The 14,489-nt window shown below is 70.8% G+C and carries 12 protein-coding genes; 8 read left to right on the forward strand and 4 right to left on the reverse strand.

Annotated elements, in window-relative coordinates; all coding sequences use genetic code 11:
* Positions 1–151: 151 nt before the first annotated feature.
* A complete protein-coding gene (locus ACZ53K_RS22645; RefSeq protein ID WP_468839465.1) occupies positions 152–481 on the reverse strand; it encodes a hypothetical protein in 330 nt (109 codons plus the stop codon).
* Positions 482–706: 225 nt separating this feature from the next.
* Here ACZ53K_RS22645 and ACZ53K_RS22650 point away from each other — a divergent pair, with 225 nt between their 5' ends.
* The 4 genes from ACZ53K_RS22650 to ACZ53K_RS22665 all read left to right on the forward strand — a co-directional run bounded on the left by ACZ53K_RS22650 (position 707) and on the right by ACZ53K_RS22665 (position 2,851).
* A complete protein-coding gene (locus ACZ53K_RS22650; RefSeq protein WP_468839467.1) occupies positions 707–988 on the forward strand; it encodes a YbaK/EbsC family protein in 282 nt (93 codons plus the stop codon).
* Between the two features lie 228 nt (positions 989–1,216).
* Positions 1,217–1,882, forward strand: a complete 666-nt coding sequence (locus ACZ53K_RS22655; RefSeq protein WP_468839470.1) for a class I SAM-dependent methyltransferase — start codon at positions 1,217–1,219, stop codon at positions 1,880–1,882.
* A gap of 54 nt (positions 1,883–1,936) precedes the next feature.
* Positions 1,937–2,227, forward strand: a complete 291-nt coding sequence (locus ACZ53K_RS22660; protein ID WP_468839473.1) for a hypothetical protein — start codon at positions 1,937–1,939, stop codon at positions 2,225–2,227.
* Positions 2,228–2,692: 465 nt separating this feature from the next.
* A complete protein-coding gene (locus ACZ53K_RS22665) occupies positions 2,693–2,851 on the forward strand; it encodes a hypothetical protein (RefSeq protein ID WP_468839476.1) in 159 nt (52 codons plus the stop codon).
* Positions 2,852–2,939: 88 nt separating this feature from the next.
* Here ACZ53K_RS22665 and ACZ53K_RS22670 read toward each other — a convergent pair whose 3' ends face one another.
* Together ACZ53K_RS22670 and ACZ53K_RS22675 are read right to left on the reverse strand one after the other, a co-directional pair.
* On the reverse strand, positions 2,940–4,628 hold the full coding sequence (locus ACZ53K_RS22670; RefSeq protein WP_468839479.1) for an FAD-dependent monooxygenase: 1,689 nt from the start codon (positions 4,626–4,628) through the stop codon (positions 2,940–2,942).
* Between the two features lie 33 nt (positions 4,629–4,661).
* A complete protein-coding gene (locus ACZ53K_RS22675) occupies positions 4,662–6,065 on the reverse strand; it encodes an MFS transporter (protein WP_468839482.1) in 1,404 nt (467 codons plus the stop codon).
* 330 nt (positions 6,066–6,395) lie between these two features.
* Between ACZ53K_RS22675 and ACZ53K_RS22680 the strand changes: the two genes are divergently transcribed.
* The 4 genes from ACZ53K_RS22680 (at position 6,396) to ACZ53K_RS22695 (ending at position 13,131) form a co-directional block, all read left to right on the forward strand.
* Positions 6,396–8,027: an AMP-binding protein gene (locus tag ACZ53K_RS22680; RefSeq protein WP_468839485.1), complete on the forward strand. Its 1,632-nt coding sequence runs from the start codon at positions 6,396–6,398 to the stop codon at positions 8,025–8,027.
* Positions 8,028–8,280: 253 nt separating this feature from the next.
* Positions 8,281–10,224, forward strand: a complete 1,944-nt coding sequence (locus ACZ53K_RS22685) for a CoA transferase (protein WP_468839488.1) — start codon at positions 8,281–8,283, stop codon at positions 10,222–10,224.
* Positions 10,221–11,873, forward strand: coding sequence for a class I adenylate-forming enzyme family protein (locus ACZ53K_RS22690; protein WP_468839491.1), 1,653 nt, complete (start codon positions 10,221–10,223; stop codon positions 11,871–11,873). Before ACZ53K_RS22685 ends, ACZ53K_RS22690 begins: the two co-directional genes overlap by 4 nt.
* 25 nt (positions 11,874–11,898) lie before the next feature.
* Positions 11,899–13,131 (forward strand): acyl-CoA dehydrogenase family protein, encoded by a 1,233-nt coding sequence (locus ACZ53K_RS22695; RefSeq protein ID WP_468839493.1) that lies wholly within the window; start codon positions 11,899–11,901, stop codon positions 13,129–13,131.
* A gap of 90 nt (positions 13,132–13,221) precedes the next feature.
* On the opposite strand, the gene ACZ53K_RS22700 is transcribed toward ACZ53K_RS22695, so the two are convergent.
* Entirely contained in the window at positions 13,222–14,358 is a 1,137-nt protein-coding gene (locus ACZ53K_RS22700; RefSeq protein ID WP_468839496.1) for a sugar ABC transporter permease, read from the reverse strand.
* Positions 14,359–14,489 lie beyond the last annotated feature (131 nt).

Below are 14,489 nucleotides of genomic sequence, written 5' to 3' on the forward strand. Positions count from 1 at the left end.
CTCGGCCGCCCGCATCAGGTGAGACCGTATACGTCCCGTCATGCGTGGAGTCGCTGCCCAGCACCGTGCCGTCCAGCTTCACCGTCGGTGTGCTCATGACGTCCTGGAAGGAGTTGAAGCTCTCCGAGGCCCCAGCGCCCAGCGGTTGTCCTTACCGGTCCACACGGCCTTGCGAGAGGCAGCGGCAGGTCAGGCCGCTGAACGCCGGATGACGGTCGGCGGCCACCCATGGGCAGCGCATCGCTACCGTGTCCGTATCGTCGGCCACGCGAAAGCCGTGATCGGCAAGCCGGACCGTGGCGTACACGGCGGCGTCTTCGGGGGAGGTCGCCGCGGGCGGCGCCATGGCCTGGTGACCCGCGTCCCATGCCCAGCCGAGCTGATGGAGTACGGCACGCGCCCGCAGGCGGTCCCACCCGCTGACCGCCACGAGCCCGTGGGTCGAGGATGCGGTGAACACCACGTCCGGATTCGCTCTCATGGGACTGTCGCCTCCTTGGTTTGTCCGGGACTTTTTCCCGCGTTCGCTTGTGTGATTGCTGCGCGTCCAGAGGCGGTCCGCGGCCGGATTCCGGTTCCAGGGCGATGCGTCGGCACGTGGTTTCCCCATCACGGTCGGGGCCTTACCGCACAACATGATGTCCACTTCGCCCTGCGGTGATCCGTCAGAGACGTAACAAAATGCCACCGAGGCACGGACAGTACCGTGGATTTTTCCCGTCTGGCGTCCGCTGTGGGCAATCGATCCCATTTGCGCGCCGCCCCCATCGACCTGCTGGATGCGGAGGTCCTGGTCCCGGGAGGTATTCCGCCGGTCAGTCACCGGCCCGGGGTGCCGTGCCTGATCGATACAGCGGTCGCCGAATCCGGGCGGCCGGTCTTCTGCGGCGCCGGATCCGGCGACCGGCACCAGCGGGGACTCGCTGAACTCGCACGAGGACCTCACCAGGCGGCCAGGACAGCAGCCAAACGCATGCCCGTTACGTGATCGTGCCCTCACCTTCGCGAAAGCATTACGCGGTCGAGCAACGACTGTGCTGACGGAGCTATAACGTCTCCCTATCGCTGACACCAAGGGCCGATCACTTCTTCCCCCCGAACGACAGCTGGGCGCATGAAAACATCCCCCCTTCAGGTACCTGTTTCCCTCACGAGTGAAAACGCCGCGCCGAACCACGCCGCTCGGGTTCGGCACGCGACCGCGTTCCGGACCTTCTTGACCGAATCCATACGGAACCATCGCACGGTCGGTTCCATCTCCCCCAGCAGCAAATCCCTGGCCGATCTCCTGGCCGAGCCATTGCTGCAACGAGCGCCGCAGATGTCGAGCGTCCTGGAAGTGGGGGCGGGCACCGGATCGGTCACCCGAGTCCTGCTCCGCCGACTGCCCAGGGGAGGCCGACTGGACGTCGTGGAGGCCAACGACAGTTTCGCCGCACACCTGCGCCGTCTGGTGCACAGCCAGCCGCCCCTGCCCTACGAGCAGGAGCAGGTGCACGTCCACAACGTCTTCCTCGAACAGCTCACCACCGACCGCCGCTACGACGTGATCGTCTCCGGCCTGCCGTTCACGAACTTCTCTCCCCGGCAGGTCGAGGACATCATGGGCCGCTACATGGAACTGCTCCGCCCCGGAGGCACACTCACCTACTTCGCCTATTGCGGCGACCGGTGGTTCCGCGCCTTGCTGGCCCCCCGCCGAGTGGCCCAGCGTCAACGTGCCGTAAAGGACGTACTGAATCACTACCACAACCAGTACGCGATCGGCTGCTGGACCGTTTGGGGAAACCTGCCCCCCGCGCAGGTGTGGCAATTGCGCCGGCCGACCGTGACCGACCGGACACCCGGTGTGCCGACCGTCCGGCCGCGCATACCCCGATAACCCCGAAATCCCACCTCCGGTCTGGCTGACCGGCTATCCGGAAGTAAGCACCCGATGGAGCTCACGGGCAAGAAATTGCTGCTGCTGACCGCCTTCCTGGCGGTAGCGCTCTTCGTTCTCACCGTCTGGCTGTGGCCACGCCTGGCCGGGCGGAACCGGCGCGCATTCCTCGGCCGCACCGGCCTGTTGCTCGCCACTCACCTGTTGCTCTTCGCCTCGGTCGCCCTCGTCGTCAACAAATCGCTGAGCGCCTACGGATCGTGGGAGGAACTCTTCGGAATCAATCAAGAACCAGGTGTGGTGACCAATTACGAGAGCGGCCCGAACGGCACCAGACTGAAGTAACCCGGCAGCGAACATGTCGACGCACCGGCTTCGGTCCCGTCGGGGCGCCCCCTTACTCCGCGTGCGGGGTGTTCGACGACCATCTGTCGAGGATGCCCGGACCGCTTGGCCGTCGGTCCGTGCGGGAGATGGACCTGCCGCGCGCCGCACAGGCCCTGGCGGTGCGTGGCCGAGGTACGCGACTTCTGCGTCCGCACGTTCCCCGACGCGGACGCCGCCTGGCCGGCTCCTGTTCCACCGAGTTTCCGTTCCGCGCGCCCGGGCGTCCTCCCGAGCCGGACGGTGGCCGGCGCGCAGGCGCTTCCCCGCCGTCCGGCCCCGGGAAGGAACCGCGCGCCGATCACGTATCGGCCCGACAGCGAAGGACGGCCCCATGACGCTGACGAGCGGCAAGCACACCGGTCCTCCGCCGGACGGTCCGCGGGCCGAAGGCGACCGTTGGTTCTTCGGACTCCCCGGGGCCTGGTGACGCTCTTCAGCGTCGAGATGTGGGAACGCTTCAGCTGGTACGCGTTGCAGGCGTTGCTGGTGCTGTACCTCTCCGACACGGCCGCCGCCGGCGGACTGGGCATGGACCGGGGCACCGCCGCCGCCCTCGTCTCCGCGTACGGCACGCTCGTCTAGCTGCTGTGTCCTTCTGGCTCTCCCGCCTTTGGCCGCGCCCGCCGCAGAGGCACATTGCCGCATGGGGCGGGGGTCGCTACGTCCTGGTTCACCGCGAACTGCGAGCGACGGCCGTGTCCGCCGAAGATGAGCACGGCGCATTCCGCAGTTGCAGGATTGTTCGCAGAGCGCGCTCCAGGGCGTCGGCGCTGTCGGCTACGGCGGCGGTGTGGCGCCACGCCACATGGCCGTCGGGGCGGACGAGAACGGCGCCGGCGGCAGTGATTCCGTATGCGCGTGTCCACTGCGGGTCGATTTCCTCGGGATCTGTGCCGAGCGTGCGGGCGTGGAGAGGGACGCGGAGACGCTCCGCGACACGACCGGCCGCTTCTGTCCAGGCCGTTCCCTCCGGTCCGGCGAGCAGGGTGAGTGCCGGGCCGAAGAGGTCGAGTGTGGAGAACCGGTGGGCGCCCGTGCCCATCGGGAGGTGCGGGGCGCGGTGGCCGGGCTTCGCCGAAGGCTCGTAGTCGGTGTAGGGATCGGCGGCAGGGGCCGGCGGGCCCTCCTCTGGTACGAGGGCGCCTTCCTCGTAGTGATAGCCGAGAATGATGCCGTCCTTGACCCGGCGTTTGGGGAGTTCACTGCGCCAGCGGTCCCAGTTTCCGGTGGTGATGGCGGCAGCGTTGTTCACGCGGTCCTCCCGGGCCGTCCACTCGGCCACCGGTCGCCGCTCCGGGTCGTAGGTCTCCAAGAGCCCTGTGCCGGCCCAGCCTTGTACGACGGCCGCGAGTTTCCAGGCGAGGTTGTGCACGTCCTGGACACCCAGGTTGAGCCCGGACCCACTGAACGGTGTGACGAGGTGGGCGGCATCACCGGCGAGCAGCACGCGACCGGCGGACATCCGTTCAGCGACCGCGCTGCGGCTGGTCCAGGGGCGCTCCTCCAGCACCTTGACCTCCAGTGCGGGATCGCCGGCCATCGTGCGCACGATGTCCGCGGCGTCGCGCGGTCCAGCGGGCTCCTTCTGGTCCAGCACGCGGTTGAAGGTCCAGCGGTCCGGCTGGGAGGCGGGCTGGAGGTAGCCGCGTACCCCGTTCGCGTGCAGAAACGTGATGGAGGCTTTCCGGTCGCCGATCAGCGGGTCGAGCGGTGCCTCGAACAGGATCTGGAGATTCTCGGTGATGGGACCGCCGCCCCGCATCGCCACACCCACCATGCGCCGTGTGGCGCTGTGCGCGCCGTCGCAGGCGACGAGGTACCGGCAACGCACTCGGCCGGTACGCCCGGCTCCGTCGGTGACGGTGGCAAGGACCTCGTCGTCACTCTGTTCCAGGCCGTCGAGGGTGCAGCCGTACCGTATCCGGGAGGGGGACAGCCGCCGGCGCAGAATGCTTTCGGCGACGTCCTGGGGACACATCAGCGTTGCCGTGGGGCTGTACTGCGCCCGGCGCCCGGCGACAACGCTCCGGGTGAGGAGCGTCCCCGGTTCGGCCAACGAGGCCAGCGTGCTCGTGAAGGCGAACCGCAGCCCTGCCTGTTCGCGCGCGAGTGCGGCATCGGCCACCTCATCGGCCAGGCCCATCCCGCGCCAGATCTCCATGGTGCGGGTGTTCACCGCCCGGGCCCGGGGCAGCGGCGAGAGCGACGTCTGCCGTTCGATCAGTAGGGCGGGGACGCCCAGCTGATCCAGGAGCAGACTCAGCGACATGCCCGCGGGGCCGGCACCAACGATGAGTACGGGGATGCTCACGTCCATTCCGCCGGAAGCGACGTGGTCGGAGAGCAGATCTTCGGTCACGGCAGAGTCCTCTCGAAACTGCGGGCGGATTGATCAGGCATCCGCCGATTTCATCGGCTTGTCGCCTGTGAAGGGGTCTTGGCTCTGTTGCGGGCCAAGGCCACGGCCTCGGCGGATCAGCCACAGCCCGATCAGTACGCCGACCATGGCGAGCAGGGCCGCCCCCAGGAATCCGAGGCGGAATCCCTCGTGCAGAGCCGAGGTCCGCGGGCCGCCGGCAGTGGCGGTACGGGTGTCCGCCAGCGCCGCCAGGACAGCGACGCCAAGGCCGGCGCCGATGCGCTGGGCGGTGTTGACCACTGCGGACACGACGCCGGTCTCATGCGTCTCCACCGCTGTGACAGCGGGCACGGTCGACCCGACGAAGACCGCCGGCAGGCCCACGGCGAAGACGACCGCGGCGGGCAGGTAGTCCGTCAGGAAGCCGGCGTGGACCGGCATCCGGCTCATCATCAGCAACCCCGCGGCCAGGAATGCCATGCCGAGCGTCAGTACTACGCGCGGTCCCCAACGCGCCAGGGCGGGGGGTATGGCCGTCCGTGAGACCACCAGGTTGACGGCGGCGACGGGCAGGACGGCCAGCCCGCTCTGCAGAGCCGTGTAGCCACGCACCTCCTGGAAGTACAGCGCGAGGAACACAAAGGCCGGGACATGTGCCGCCCCCACGATGACACTCGCCAGCGTGGTGCCGGTGATGTCAGAGTTACGAAAGAACCGGAAGGGCAGCAAGGGGTCAGGCGAGCGCCACTCGACAACGGCGAACGCGGCCGCAAGCGCCAGGCAGGCCACGCCCAGGAGGACCGTGAAGCCACCGAACTTCCCCTCCGCCGCGGCGGTGACCACGTACACGAGAAGCAGTAGTGCGGCCGTTCCCGTGGCGATTCCGGGCAGGTCCAGCCTTCCGCGCGCCTGCCTGACCGGCGGCACGTCGTCAGCGGGCAGCAGCCGTCCGCTCAGCAACAGCCCGGCCAGACCGATCGGCACATTGATGAGGAAGATCCACGGCCAGCTCAGCATCTCGACGATCAATCCGCCGAGCACCACACCACCGGCCGCGCCCACCGCGCCCATGGCGCTCCACCAGCCGAATGCCCGGCGGTTGGCGGCGGGTTCGGTGAAGATCGCGGTGAGCAACGAGAGTTCGGCCGGCACCAGGATCGCCGCGCCGACGCCTTGAAGGGCCCGGGCCGTGATCAGCATCCAGGACCAGGCCGCGATCCCCGCAAGCAGGGAGCCGAGGGTGAAGACGATGAGTCCCGCACGGAACAGCCGTCGCCGCCCGAGCACATCCGTCATCCGTCCGGCGCCCAACTGGAAGCCGCCGAAGGTCACTTGGTACGACGTGCCGACCCAGGCGAGCCCCACCACCGTGAGGCCGAGCGCCGCGCCGATGGCGGGCAGCGCCACGTTGACGATCGACACGTCCAGGAACACCACGAGTTCCACCGAGGTGAGCAGCAGCAGGGCGGCTCTCTTCCCTTGCAGAACACCAGCCATGGCTCTCCTTCGCGGGTATGACCAAGGCACTCGGGACAACTAAAGCTTGTCTCTAGAGTTTGACTCTAGTCAAGGTCGCGCAGGGCCGGCCCCGTCCGCTCCGCCGGCGCGGGCGATGCCCGAAGATCTCTCTTGACTAGAGTTCCACACTAGAGTATTCATATAGTCAGCTTTTTCACACGGCAGCAGGGGGAATGCTCGATGTGGGGGGAAGAAGCGCCCGGTCACTGTCCGGAGCTGTCCGGGGACTGCGGCGACAGGATCAGCAAATTGTCCGCGCGGTGGGGAAGACCGCTGCACCACGTCATCCACACGATCGCTCTGGTCGTCCTCGCCCGGCAGGCGGTTGACGGCGCGGCACACCTGCGCGCCGGGGACGTCGACCGCGGCCGCGTGGTCGTGCCGCCGGACCTGGCACTCGGTGAGGCGGTCCGGGTCGTCGGGGACCTCGTGGGAGACACCACCGCTATCACCGTCACGACAACGAACGGCGGCTCCGGCCTTCCCGAGCGTGTGCCTCTGCGGGTTCTCGCACGTGAGGACGGCACACTCGCCGTACGCACCACATGCGCCGAGCGCCAGGCGGCACGTCTGGTCCACGCATGGCACCACCCGTACAAGCCGGACGCGACGGCTTTCGACGTGCCGCTGACCTGCCCGGCGGACGACAGGGACCTCAAGCGGTGGGACGGGACTCTCGCCCCCGTGCCAGCGACCACCCTCGACGCGACCTTCGCGCGGACCGCGCGCGCCGTACCGGCCGGGACGGCCGTGGCTGCCGGCGAGTACCGGCTCTCCTACGGCCCCGCGGAAGCACGGGCCTGTCGCCTGGCGACCGTGCTCGTGCGCTGTGGCGTCCAACTCGGCGAGCCCGTGGTGGTCCTGTGCGGCCATCCGTTCCGTACCGTCATCGACCAGCTCGCCGTGATGAAGGCGGGCGGGGTGTGTGTACCGGTCGGCCGATTACCCCAGGCGAGGGTCCGGGAACTGGCCGCCTTGAGCGGCGCGCGCCACGTACTCGGCAGCGGCCCCGGCCTGGGCCCGTGGGAGCGGCACTGCCGGGTGCTCCCGCCGGGCGGCCCGGGCAAGTCCCCCGAGCGGGGCACCGCAGCGGCTTCCCCCGAGCCCTCGCTGCCCCGCTCGGGTTTCACCGATGTGGCATACAGCCTGATCGACGCATCCGGTGACGGCCGTCTGGAGGCGCAGCTCTCGGCCCATGACGCATGGGGTTCCGCGACCCTTTCCCGGATCCGCCGCGTCGGCCGCGTGTCTCAGCAGGTCACGGTCTGTGCCCAGCCCTGGGAGCCGGTCTTCCTGGCCGCCATGTGGTGGGCGTTCACCTGCGGCGCCACGCTGCGCTGGTACGCCCCGGCCGATTCGGACGCGCACCGGGCCGTTGCCCGGCACCTTGCGCGGGCGGAGCGGCCTGACGCCATGTTCACCCCACGGCAGTACGCACGTGTACTGAACGCCTGGGAGACGTCGGCCGGCCCCGGCCCCGACGCCGTGGTGCTGACCGGCGGCCCCTGCCCGCGAACGCTTGCGGAAGAGCACGTCGCCCGGTCGCCCAAGACCCGTTTGCTCACCGAGTTCAGCGGCGACGGCGGGCCGCTGCCGTGGACCGTCGACGAGCTCGGTACCGAGGACGCCGATCGCCTGCTTCGGCCGGGCGTCGGCAGACCCGCACCCAATGTGCGGGTGCGCATTCTGGATGAGTCCGGGCGCGTGCTGCCTCCCGGCCTCACCGGGGAAGTCTGCGCCGAAGGCAGCGCCCTGGCCTGCGCGACCCTGCCACCCGGCGGGACGGCCCAGGAGAGCACCGAGCCCCTGCTCGGCTCGGGGCACCTCGGCAGGCTGCGGATGGACGGTTCACTGGAACTGGCCCACGGCTCGCCTGCGTAGACGCGCCCGCCCGGCGGCTTCCGGGCCCGCTGAGGCCCCGCCTCACCACGGCGGTACACGGCGCTGACGCGTCTGCCGCCCTCATTCCCGCAAGCCCGGCCCATGCCTGCCCGCGTGCCCACACGCCCGCGTACCGGCCGGGGTCCGCCGCAGGCGCACCGCCGCGGCCCGCAGCCTTTCACCGCCCGCGGGGAGGCCCGTCCCCCTGCACGCACGTGATGCCACAGGACAGAACGCGATGAAGGAGATCAGCATGCACACCACTGCCACAGTCCCTTCAGACAACGTTTCTCCACCCGTTTCACCAGACCATGAAGACCCGCAGCAAGGCGTCACCGGACCGCTCGCGGGCTACACCGCGATCTGTACCGGCCGCTCCTGGGCGGGCGAAGTGGCCGGGCGTCACCTGGTGTCGCTCGGCGCCTCTTTGACGAGGCACCCGGGTGACCAGCCAGGGGATGCCACGCTGCGCCTCAGCACGCCCGGTGTCTCCGAGCCGGTGCTCGGCTGCCACATCGGCTGGTCATGCGAAGAGGACCCCGAAATCTCCGACGAGACGTCCGTACAGGCAGCCACAGGGCTGATGGCCGTGCACGGGCGCCGCAGCGGCGCGCCCACCCGTATCCCCCTGGACTACGCGTCCGCGTGCGCCGGCGTGATCGCTGTGCACGGCGTCCTCGCCTCCCTCATCGCACGGAAGCGGGGCACGGCCGTCTCGCGTGTGGGTACTTCCGTCACCCACGCCGGTCTGTTGACGGTCTCGCAGTATCTGGCGGCGGCCACCGCCGAGGAGGACGAGTTCCTCCCCGCGGACTCTCCCGGGGCCGGACCGCCGTTCCGCAGTCGCGACGGGGTGTGGTTCGAGATCGAGGCCCTGGACCAGCTGCCGTGGCACCGGTTCTGGACCGCGCTCGGCGTGCCGGCGCAGGACATCCGCCGCAGCTTCCAGCCCTTCGCGCTGCGCTACCCGAAGGCAGTTTCGCCCCTGCCCGCCTCGCTGGCCGCCGCCGTCGCCACCCGGAGCTTCGACGCCCTCGAACACACCGCCGCCGAAACCGGCATGAGCGTCTGCCGGGTCCGTACCATGGCCGAGCGCCGCAGCGACCGGGACGCGCTCGAAGACGGCCGGGTGCCGGGCCCCTGGAAGTTCACACCGCCCGCCGCCCCGGTGGCACCCGCGCCCGGCACGCTCCCGCCGCCCGCTCCGGACCTGCCGCTGCAGGGACTGACCGTGGTGGAGGCCGGACGCCGCATCCAGGCCCCGATGGCCGCCCTCGTACTGCAGTTGCTCGGGGCGCGGATCGTGCGGATAGAACCGCTGGACGGGGACCCGTTGCGCGGCATGCCCCCGATGGTGGGCGACTGTTCGGCCCGCTTCATCGCGCTCAACAGGGGCAAGGAGGTCCTGCACGCCGACCTGAAGTCCCCCGCCGGCCGGGCGGCGGTCCTCGGCCTGGTACGCGAGGCGGACGTGTTCCTCCACAACTGGGCTCCGGGCAAGGCCGCGGTCTTCGGCCTGGACTCCGATGCGCTGCTCGCGGTCAACCCGCGTCTGGTGTACGGCTACTCCTCCGGCTGGGGAGACGCGCTCGGCGAACACCCGCCGCTGGGTACGGACTTCATGGTCCAGGCGTACTCGGGCCTCGCCGATCTGATGTCCGGGGGCGGTGTTCCGCGGCCTTCACTGATGACACTGGTCGACGTGCTGGGGGGTCTGGTCGCCGCCGAGGGCCTGCTCGCCGGTCTGCTGCGGCGTGAGCAGACCGGCCAGGGGCTCAGGGTCGACTCCTCCTTGCTCTCCGCTTCGACCGTCCTGCAGTACGAGGCTCTGGAGCGGCCCCGGAGCCGGCACGCTCCCGGCTGCGGCAACGCCGCTGCGCCGGTACTCGACGGCCCCTGGCCGACGTCCGACGGGTGGCTCGCCCTTTCGGCCTCCTCCCACACGGCGACAGGACGCGTGTGCCGGCTGCTCGGCCTGGACCCGGCACTGCCCGAGCCGGTGCTGCGGTCCGAGCTGGCCGGACGGCTGGCGCGGCGGCCCGCATCCGCGTGGAGCGCCGAACTGGCCGCCGGCGGCGTCACCGCGACCGTCGTGGCCACCGATCTGCAGGGGCTGGACCGGTCTCCGGCCGGCCGTCGTGCCCTGATCCGCAAAGAGTGCACTCTCGTCACCGCTCCCTGGAGGTTCGACGCATGACCACCGCCTTCAACGACCTGGTGCCCGCTTCCCTGCGCCGCCGGTGGGCCGAGGAGGGCCGCTACCCGGGCAAGTCCCTGTTCGCCCTCTTCCAGGAACACGCGGCAGCCCGGCCCGACGCCCCCGCCGTCCTGGGCGACCAGGGCACCATGACCTATGCCGAACTTGAGCGGGTGGCCCTGGGGCTCGCCCGGGCGTTCACCGACGCCGGTACCCGCCCGGGGGACGTGGTGGCGGTGAACCTGGCCAACGGGCGCCTGGCCTGTGCCGTGGACCTCGCGGTGGCCGCCGCGGGCGCGGTCTGTCTTCCGTATCCGATCGGCCGCCGGCGCCAGGACACGCTCGCCATGCTCCGCCGCTCCGGAGCCACCACCGCAGTGATCACCCGGCACACCGGCGAGACGGACTACGGCCTGCTCCTGAACGATCTCAGGCCCGAGCTTCCGCGGCTGCGTGAGGTCTTCGTGCTGGGTGAGCCGACGACGGGGACGCGCTCCCTGGACGCCGTCCTGGAGCAGCTGCCGGAGCCGCCCGCCCGTGTCGTCGAGCCCGACCCGGACTCGGTCGCGCGCATCCTGGTCTCCTCGGGCTCGGAGGCCGAGCCGAAGATGGTGGCCTACTCGCACAATGCGCTGGCGGGCGGCCGCGGCGCCTTCCTCCGCTCACTCGTTCGCGGGGACGCCGCGCCGCGCATCATGTTCATGGTGCCGCTGGCCTCCTCCTTCGGGTCCACCGGCACCTCCGTCACCCTCGCGGTGCTCGGCGGCAGCCTGGTCCTGATGCCCCGGTTCAGCGCCGCCGAGGCCGTCCGCCTGATCGGGGAGCACCGGCCCACGCACATCATGGGCGTTCCCACCATGTTCCAGGACATGCTGGCCGACCCGCGGCTGCGTCCCGGCGCGGAGGACGGGATCGGCACCTCCTCGCTCACCGCGCTCGTCTGCGGCGGGGCCGGAGTGGACCCGCGGACCATCGAGGAGTGTGTGCGGGTCTTCGGCTGTGCCTTCGTCAACCTGTACGGCTCCGCGGACGGCGTCAACTGCCATACGCAGATCGAGGACACCCTGGCCACCGTGCAGACCACCGCCGGGCGGCCCAACCCGGACGTCACCACGATCCGTGTCACCGGCGAGGACGGCGAGGAGGTGGCTCGGGGCGAGACCGGAGAGATCTGGTCCCGCGGTCCGATGACCCCGCTGTGCTACGTCAACGCGCCGGAACTGGACGCCCAGTACCGTACCGAGGGCGGCTGGGTGCGCACCGGCGACCTCGGGCGGATCGACGACACCGGCCGGCTCGGCCTCACCGGCCGCAAGAAGGAAATCATCATCCGGGCGGGCCTCAACATCAGTCCGGCCGAGGTCGAGTCCCTGGTGAACACCCACCCCGCGATCAAGCACGCCGTCTGCCTCGGCATCCCCGACCAGCGGCTCGGCGAACAGGTCTGTGTCTGGGTCGTACCGCTGCCCGGTCAGCCGGTGCCCGGCCTGGACGAGTTGCGGAATTACCTCTTCGAGGACTGCGGCCTGGAGCGGGCCAAACTCCCCGAGCTGCTGCGCGTCCTGGACGAACTCCCGATGAGTCCGGCCGGAAAGATCGACAAGCACGCCCTCAGGGCCGCAGCGGCCCCCGTGTCCCCCGCCCAGTGAGCCGGCCCGAAGGACCAGATCCGACATGAGCGTTCCAGTGATGCACGAGGCGCCCGGCACCGGCCAGGCCCCCTTCGCTCTCCCCGAGTCCCTTCGCGCATTGCGCGCGCAGGTGCGGGAGTTCGTCCGCACGGAGGTGATACCGGCCGAGCCCACGCTGGCTTCCGGCTCCCCGGAGGCACGGGCCCTGCTGCGGGACCTGCGGGACAAGGCCAAGGCCAACGGACTGTGGGCACCGGCCCACCCCAAGGAGCTCGGCGGCCGGGAGCTGTCCCTGGCCGAGTACGTACACATCGGTGAAGAGGAGGGCGAGTCCGAGTACGGCCCGGCCGTCATGGGCTCCGACCACCTCCTCGACACCCTCATGCTGCACCGGCACGCCGGCCCCGCGGTACGCGAGCGCTACCTCTCGGGGCTCGTCGGCGGCGACGTCACGCCGTGCTACGGCATGTCGGAACCCGGGCGTTCGGGCTCCGACCCCTCGCTCATGACGACGAAGGCCAAACCCTGTGAGAGCGGCTGGTCGATCCGCGGCCGCAAGTGGTTCAGCCGTGCGGCCAACGCCGACTTCATCTCCGTCATGTGCCGGACGGAACCGCTGGGCGTGCCGAACGGGCAAGCGTTCACCATGTTCCTCGTCCCGACGGACACCAACGGCTTCAGCGTGGTCCGCGAACTGTCCGTGCTCGGGACGGACGGTGATCACTGCGAGGTCCGTTTCGAGGACGCCCGGGTCCCGGACGCGTACATGATCGGTGTGCGGGGCGGCGGGTTCCCCGTCGCGCGTGAGCGGCTCGACCTGGGCCGCATCCTCCGGGCAGTCCAGTGGCTGGGGCAGGCCAAGCGAGCCTTCACCCTGATGTGCCACCGGCTGCACGCCCGCACCGCTTTCGGCGAGCCGCTGGCGGCCAAGCAGCTCATGCAGCAGCACGTCTTCGACTCGTACACCGAGATCCAGTCGGCGCGCGCCCAGGTCCTGCGTGCCGCTGCCGCCGTGGACGCCGGCCGCCCGGCGTACATCGAGGTCGCCGCCGCGAAGGTGCTGGCGTCGCGGACGCTGTGCCAGGTGGTCGACCGGGCGGTGCAGGTCCACGGCGCGGAGGGGCTGATAGACGACACTCCGCTCAGCCGGATGTACCGCCGCGCCCGGGCCACCCGGATCTACGACGGCCCGGACGAGCTGCACGCCCACACCGTGGCCAAGCGCCTTCTGAAGCCCTATGCCGCGGGCCCGGACACGGACGTGGACGTCTTCTGAGTCCCGGCCACCGGTGACGTCCGGTCACCGGGTGGCATGCCGCCGCCGGTACGGATTTCCGCTCCGTACCGGCGGCGGCACGGTGCTTTCTCAGCCGCCGCGCACGGCGTCCGGAGCGGTGCCGAGCCGCAGGAGCGCCGAGAGGAGGAAGTAGTCACCCCAGATCAGTTCGCTGGCCACCGCGGTACCGGATGCCATGTCGTAGCAGCCGTCCAGCAGCATCCCGGCGGGTGGCGCCCCGTCACCGGCGGGCGGACGGGTCAGATGCCCGGTGATCAGCTCACGGGTCAGTACGGCCGCGGCCTCGCGGTACGCCGTGCTCCGCGCGCCGTCCAGGGTGTCGGCCAGCACCAGCATCGCGTCAGCGGCGATGGCCGCGGCCGAGGTGTCCCGTGGACCGGACGGGTCGGTGAAGCTCCACGCCGGTACCGTACCGCCGGTCCGGTCGAGCCACAGGTCGGTGGCGCGGCACGCCGCGTCGCGGAACTCCTCGCCGGGGGTTCCGGTCGTCAGCCCGGCCGCGGTGGCCAAGGCCGTCATCCCCCATGCCTGGCCGCGCGGCCAGGTACCCGGCCCGTGCTCGTGCGGTTTCCGTCCCTCCTCGGCGACAGGGCCCGGCACGACGCTCGGCCGCACCGCGCCGTCGCTGTCGAGGCAGTGTTCCAGGACCGCGGTGGCGTGCTGCTCCGCCAGCACGCTCCAAGCGGGCCGGTGGTACGTCCGGCCGGCCCAGGCGAGCAGCGCCGTCACGGCGGCTGCCGCGTCCACGGTGAGTGTGGCGGCACCGGGCAGGCCACGCCCCAGCGCGGTGCCGGCCGGGACGAAGCCCCCGTCGGACCGCCAGGAGGCGGCCAACGCGGCCGCGCCTTGGTACGCCACCTCCGCGGCGTCCGCGTCACCGCATCGCAGGTGCCCCTGGGCGGCCCCGTACCAGAAGGTCATGCTCCGGGTGTCGGTGTCGTCATGGGCACGCTCGCGCAGCCGCTGCGTGCAGGCGACGGCCCGGTCGCGGTCGTCGAGCGCGGCGGACCGCGCGGCCACCAGCCACAACAGCCCGGCCCAGAAACCTCCCGCCCACGAGCCGCGCCGGGTGGTCGTCCACCGTCCGGTGGCCGGGTCCGCGTAGAGGGGGAAGCGGTTCCCGACCTCGTCGGCCGTGACGCGGATGCGGCCGGTCATCAGCTCCACCGCGGTCTCCGCGGTGATCTCGTCCGGTATCGCCGGCATGTCACTCCTTGCTGATCAGCAGAGTCTGGACCGCTGTACCGAAGGCAGGCCGTCAGCCGGCACGGTCCCGGCGGCATTCCGGTGGGAGGACGGGTGCGCCGCCAAGCGGCCGGTGCGGGCCTGACGCCCAC

This window comes from Streptomyces sp. NPDC033221 (assembly GCF_055577005.1).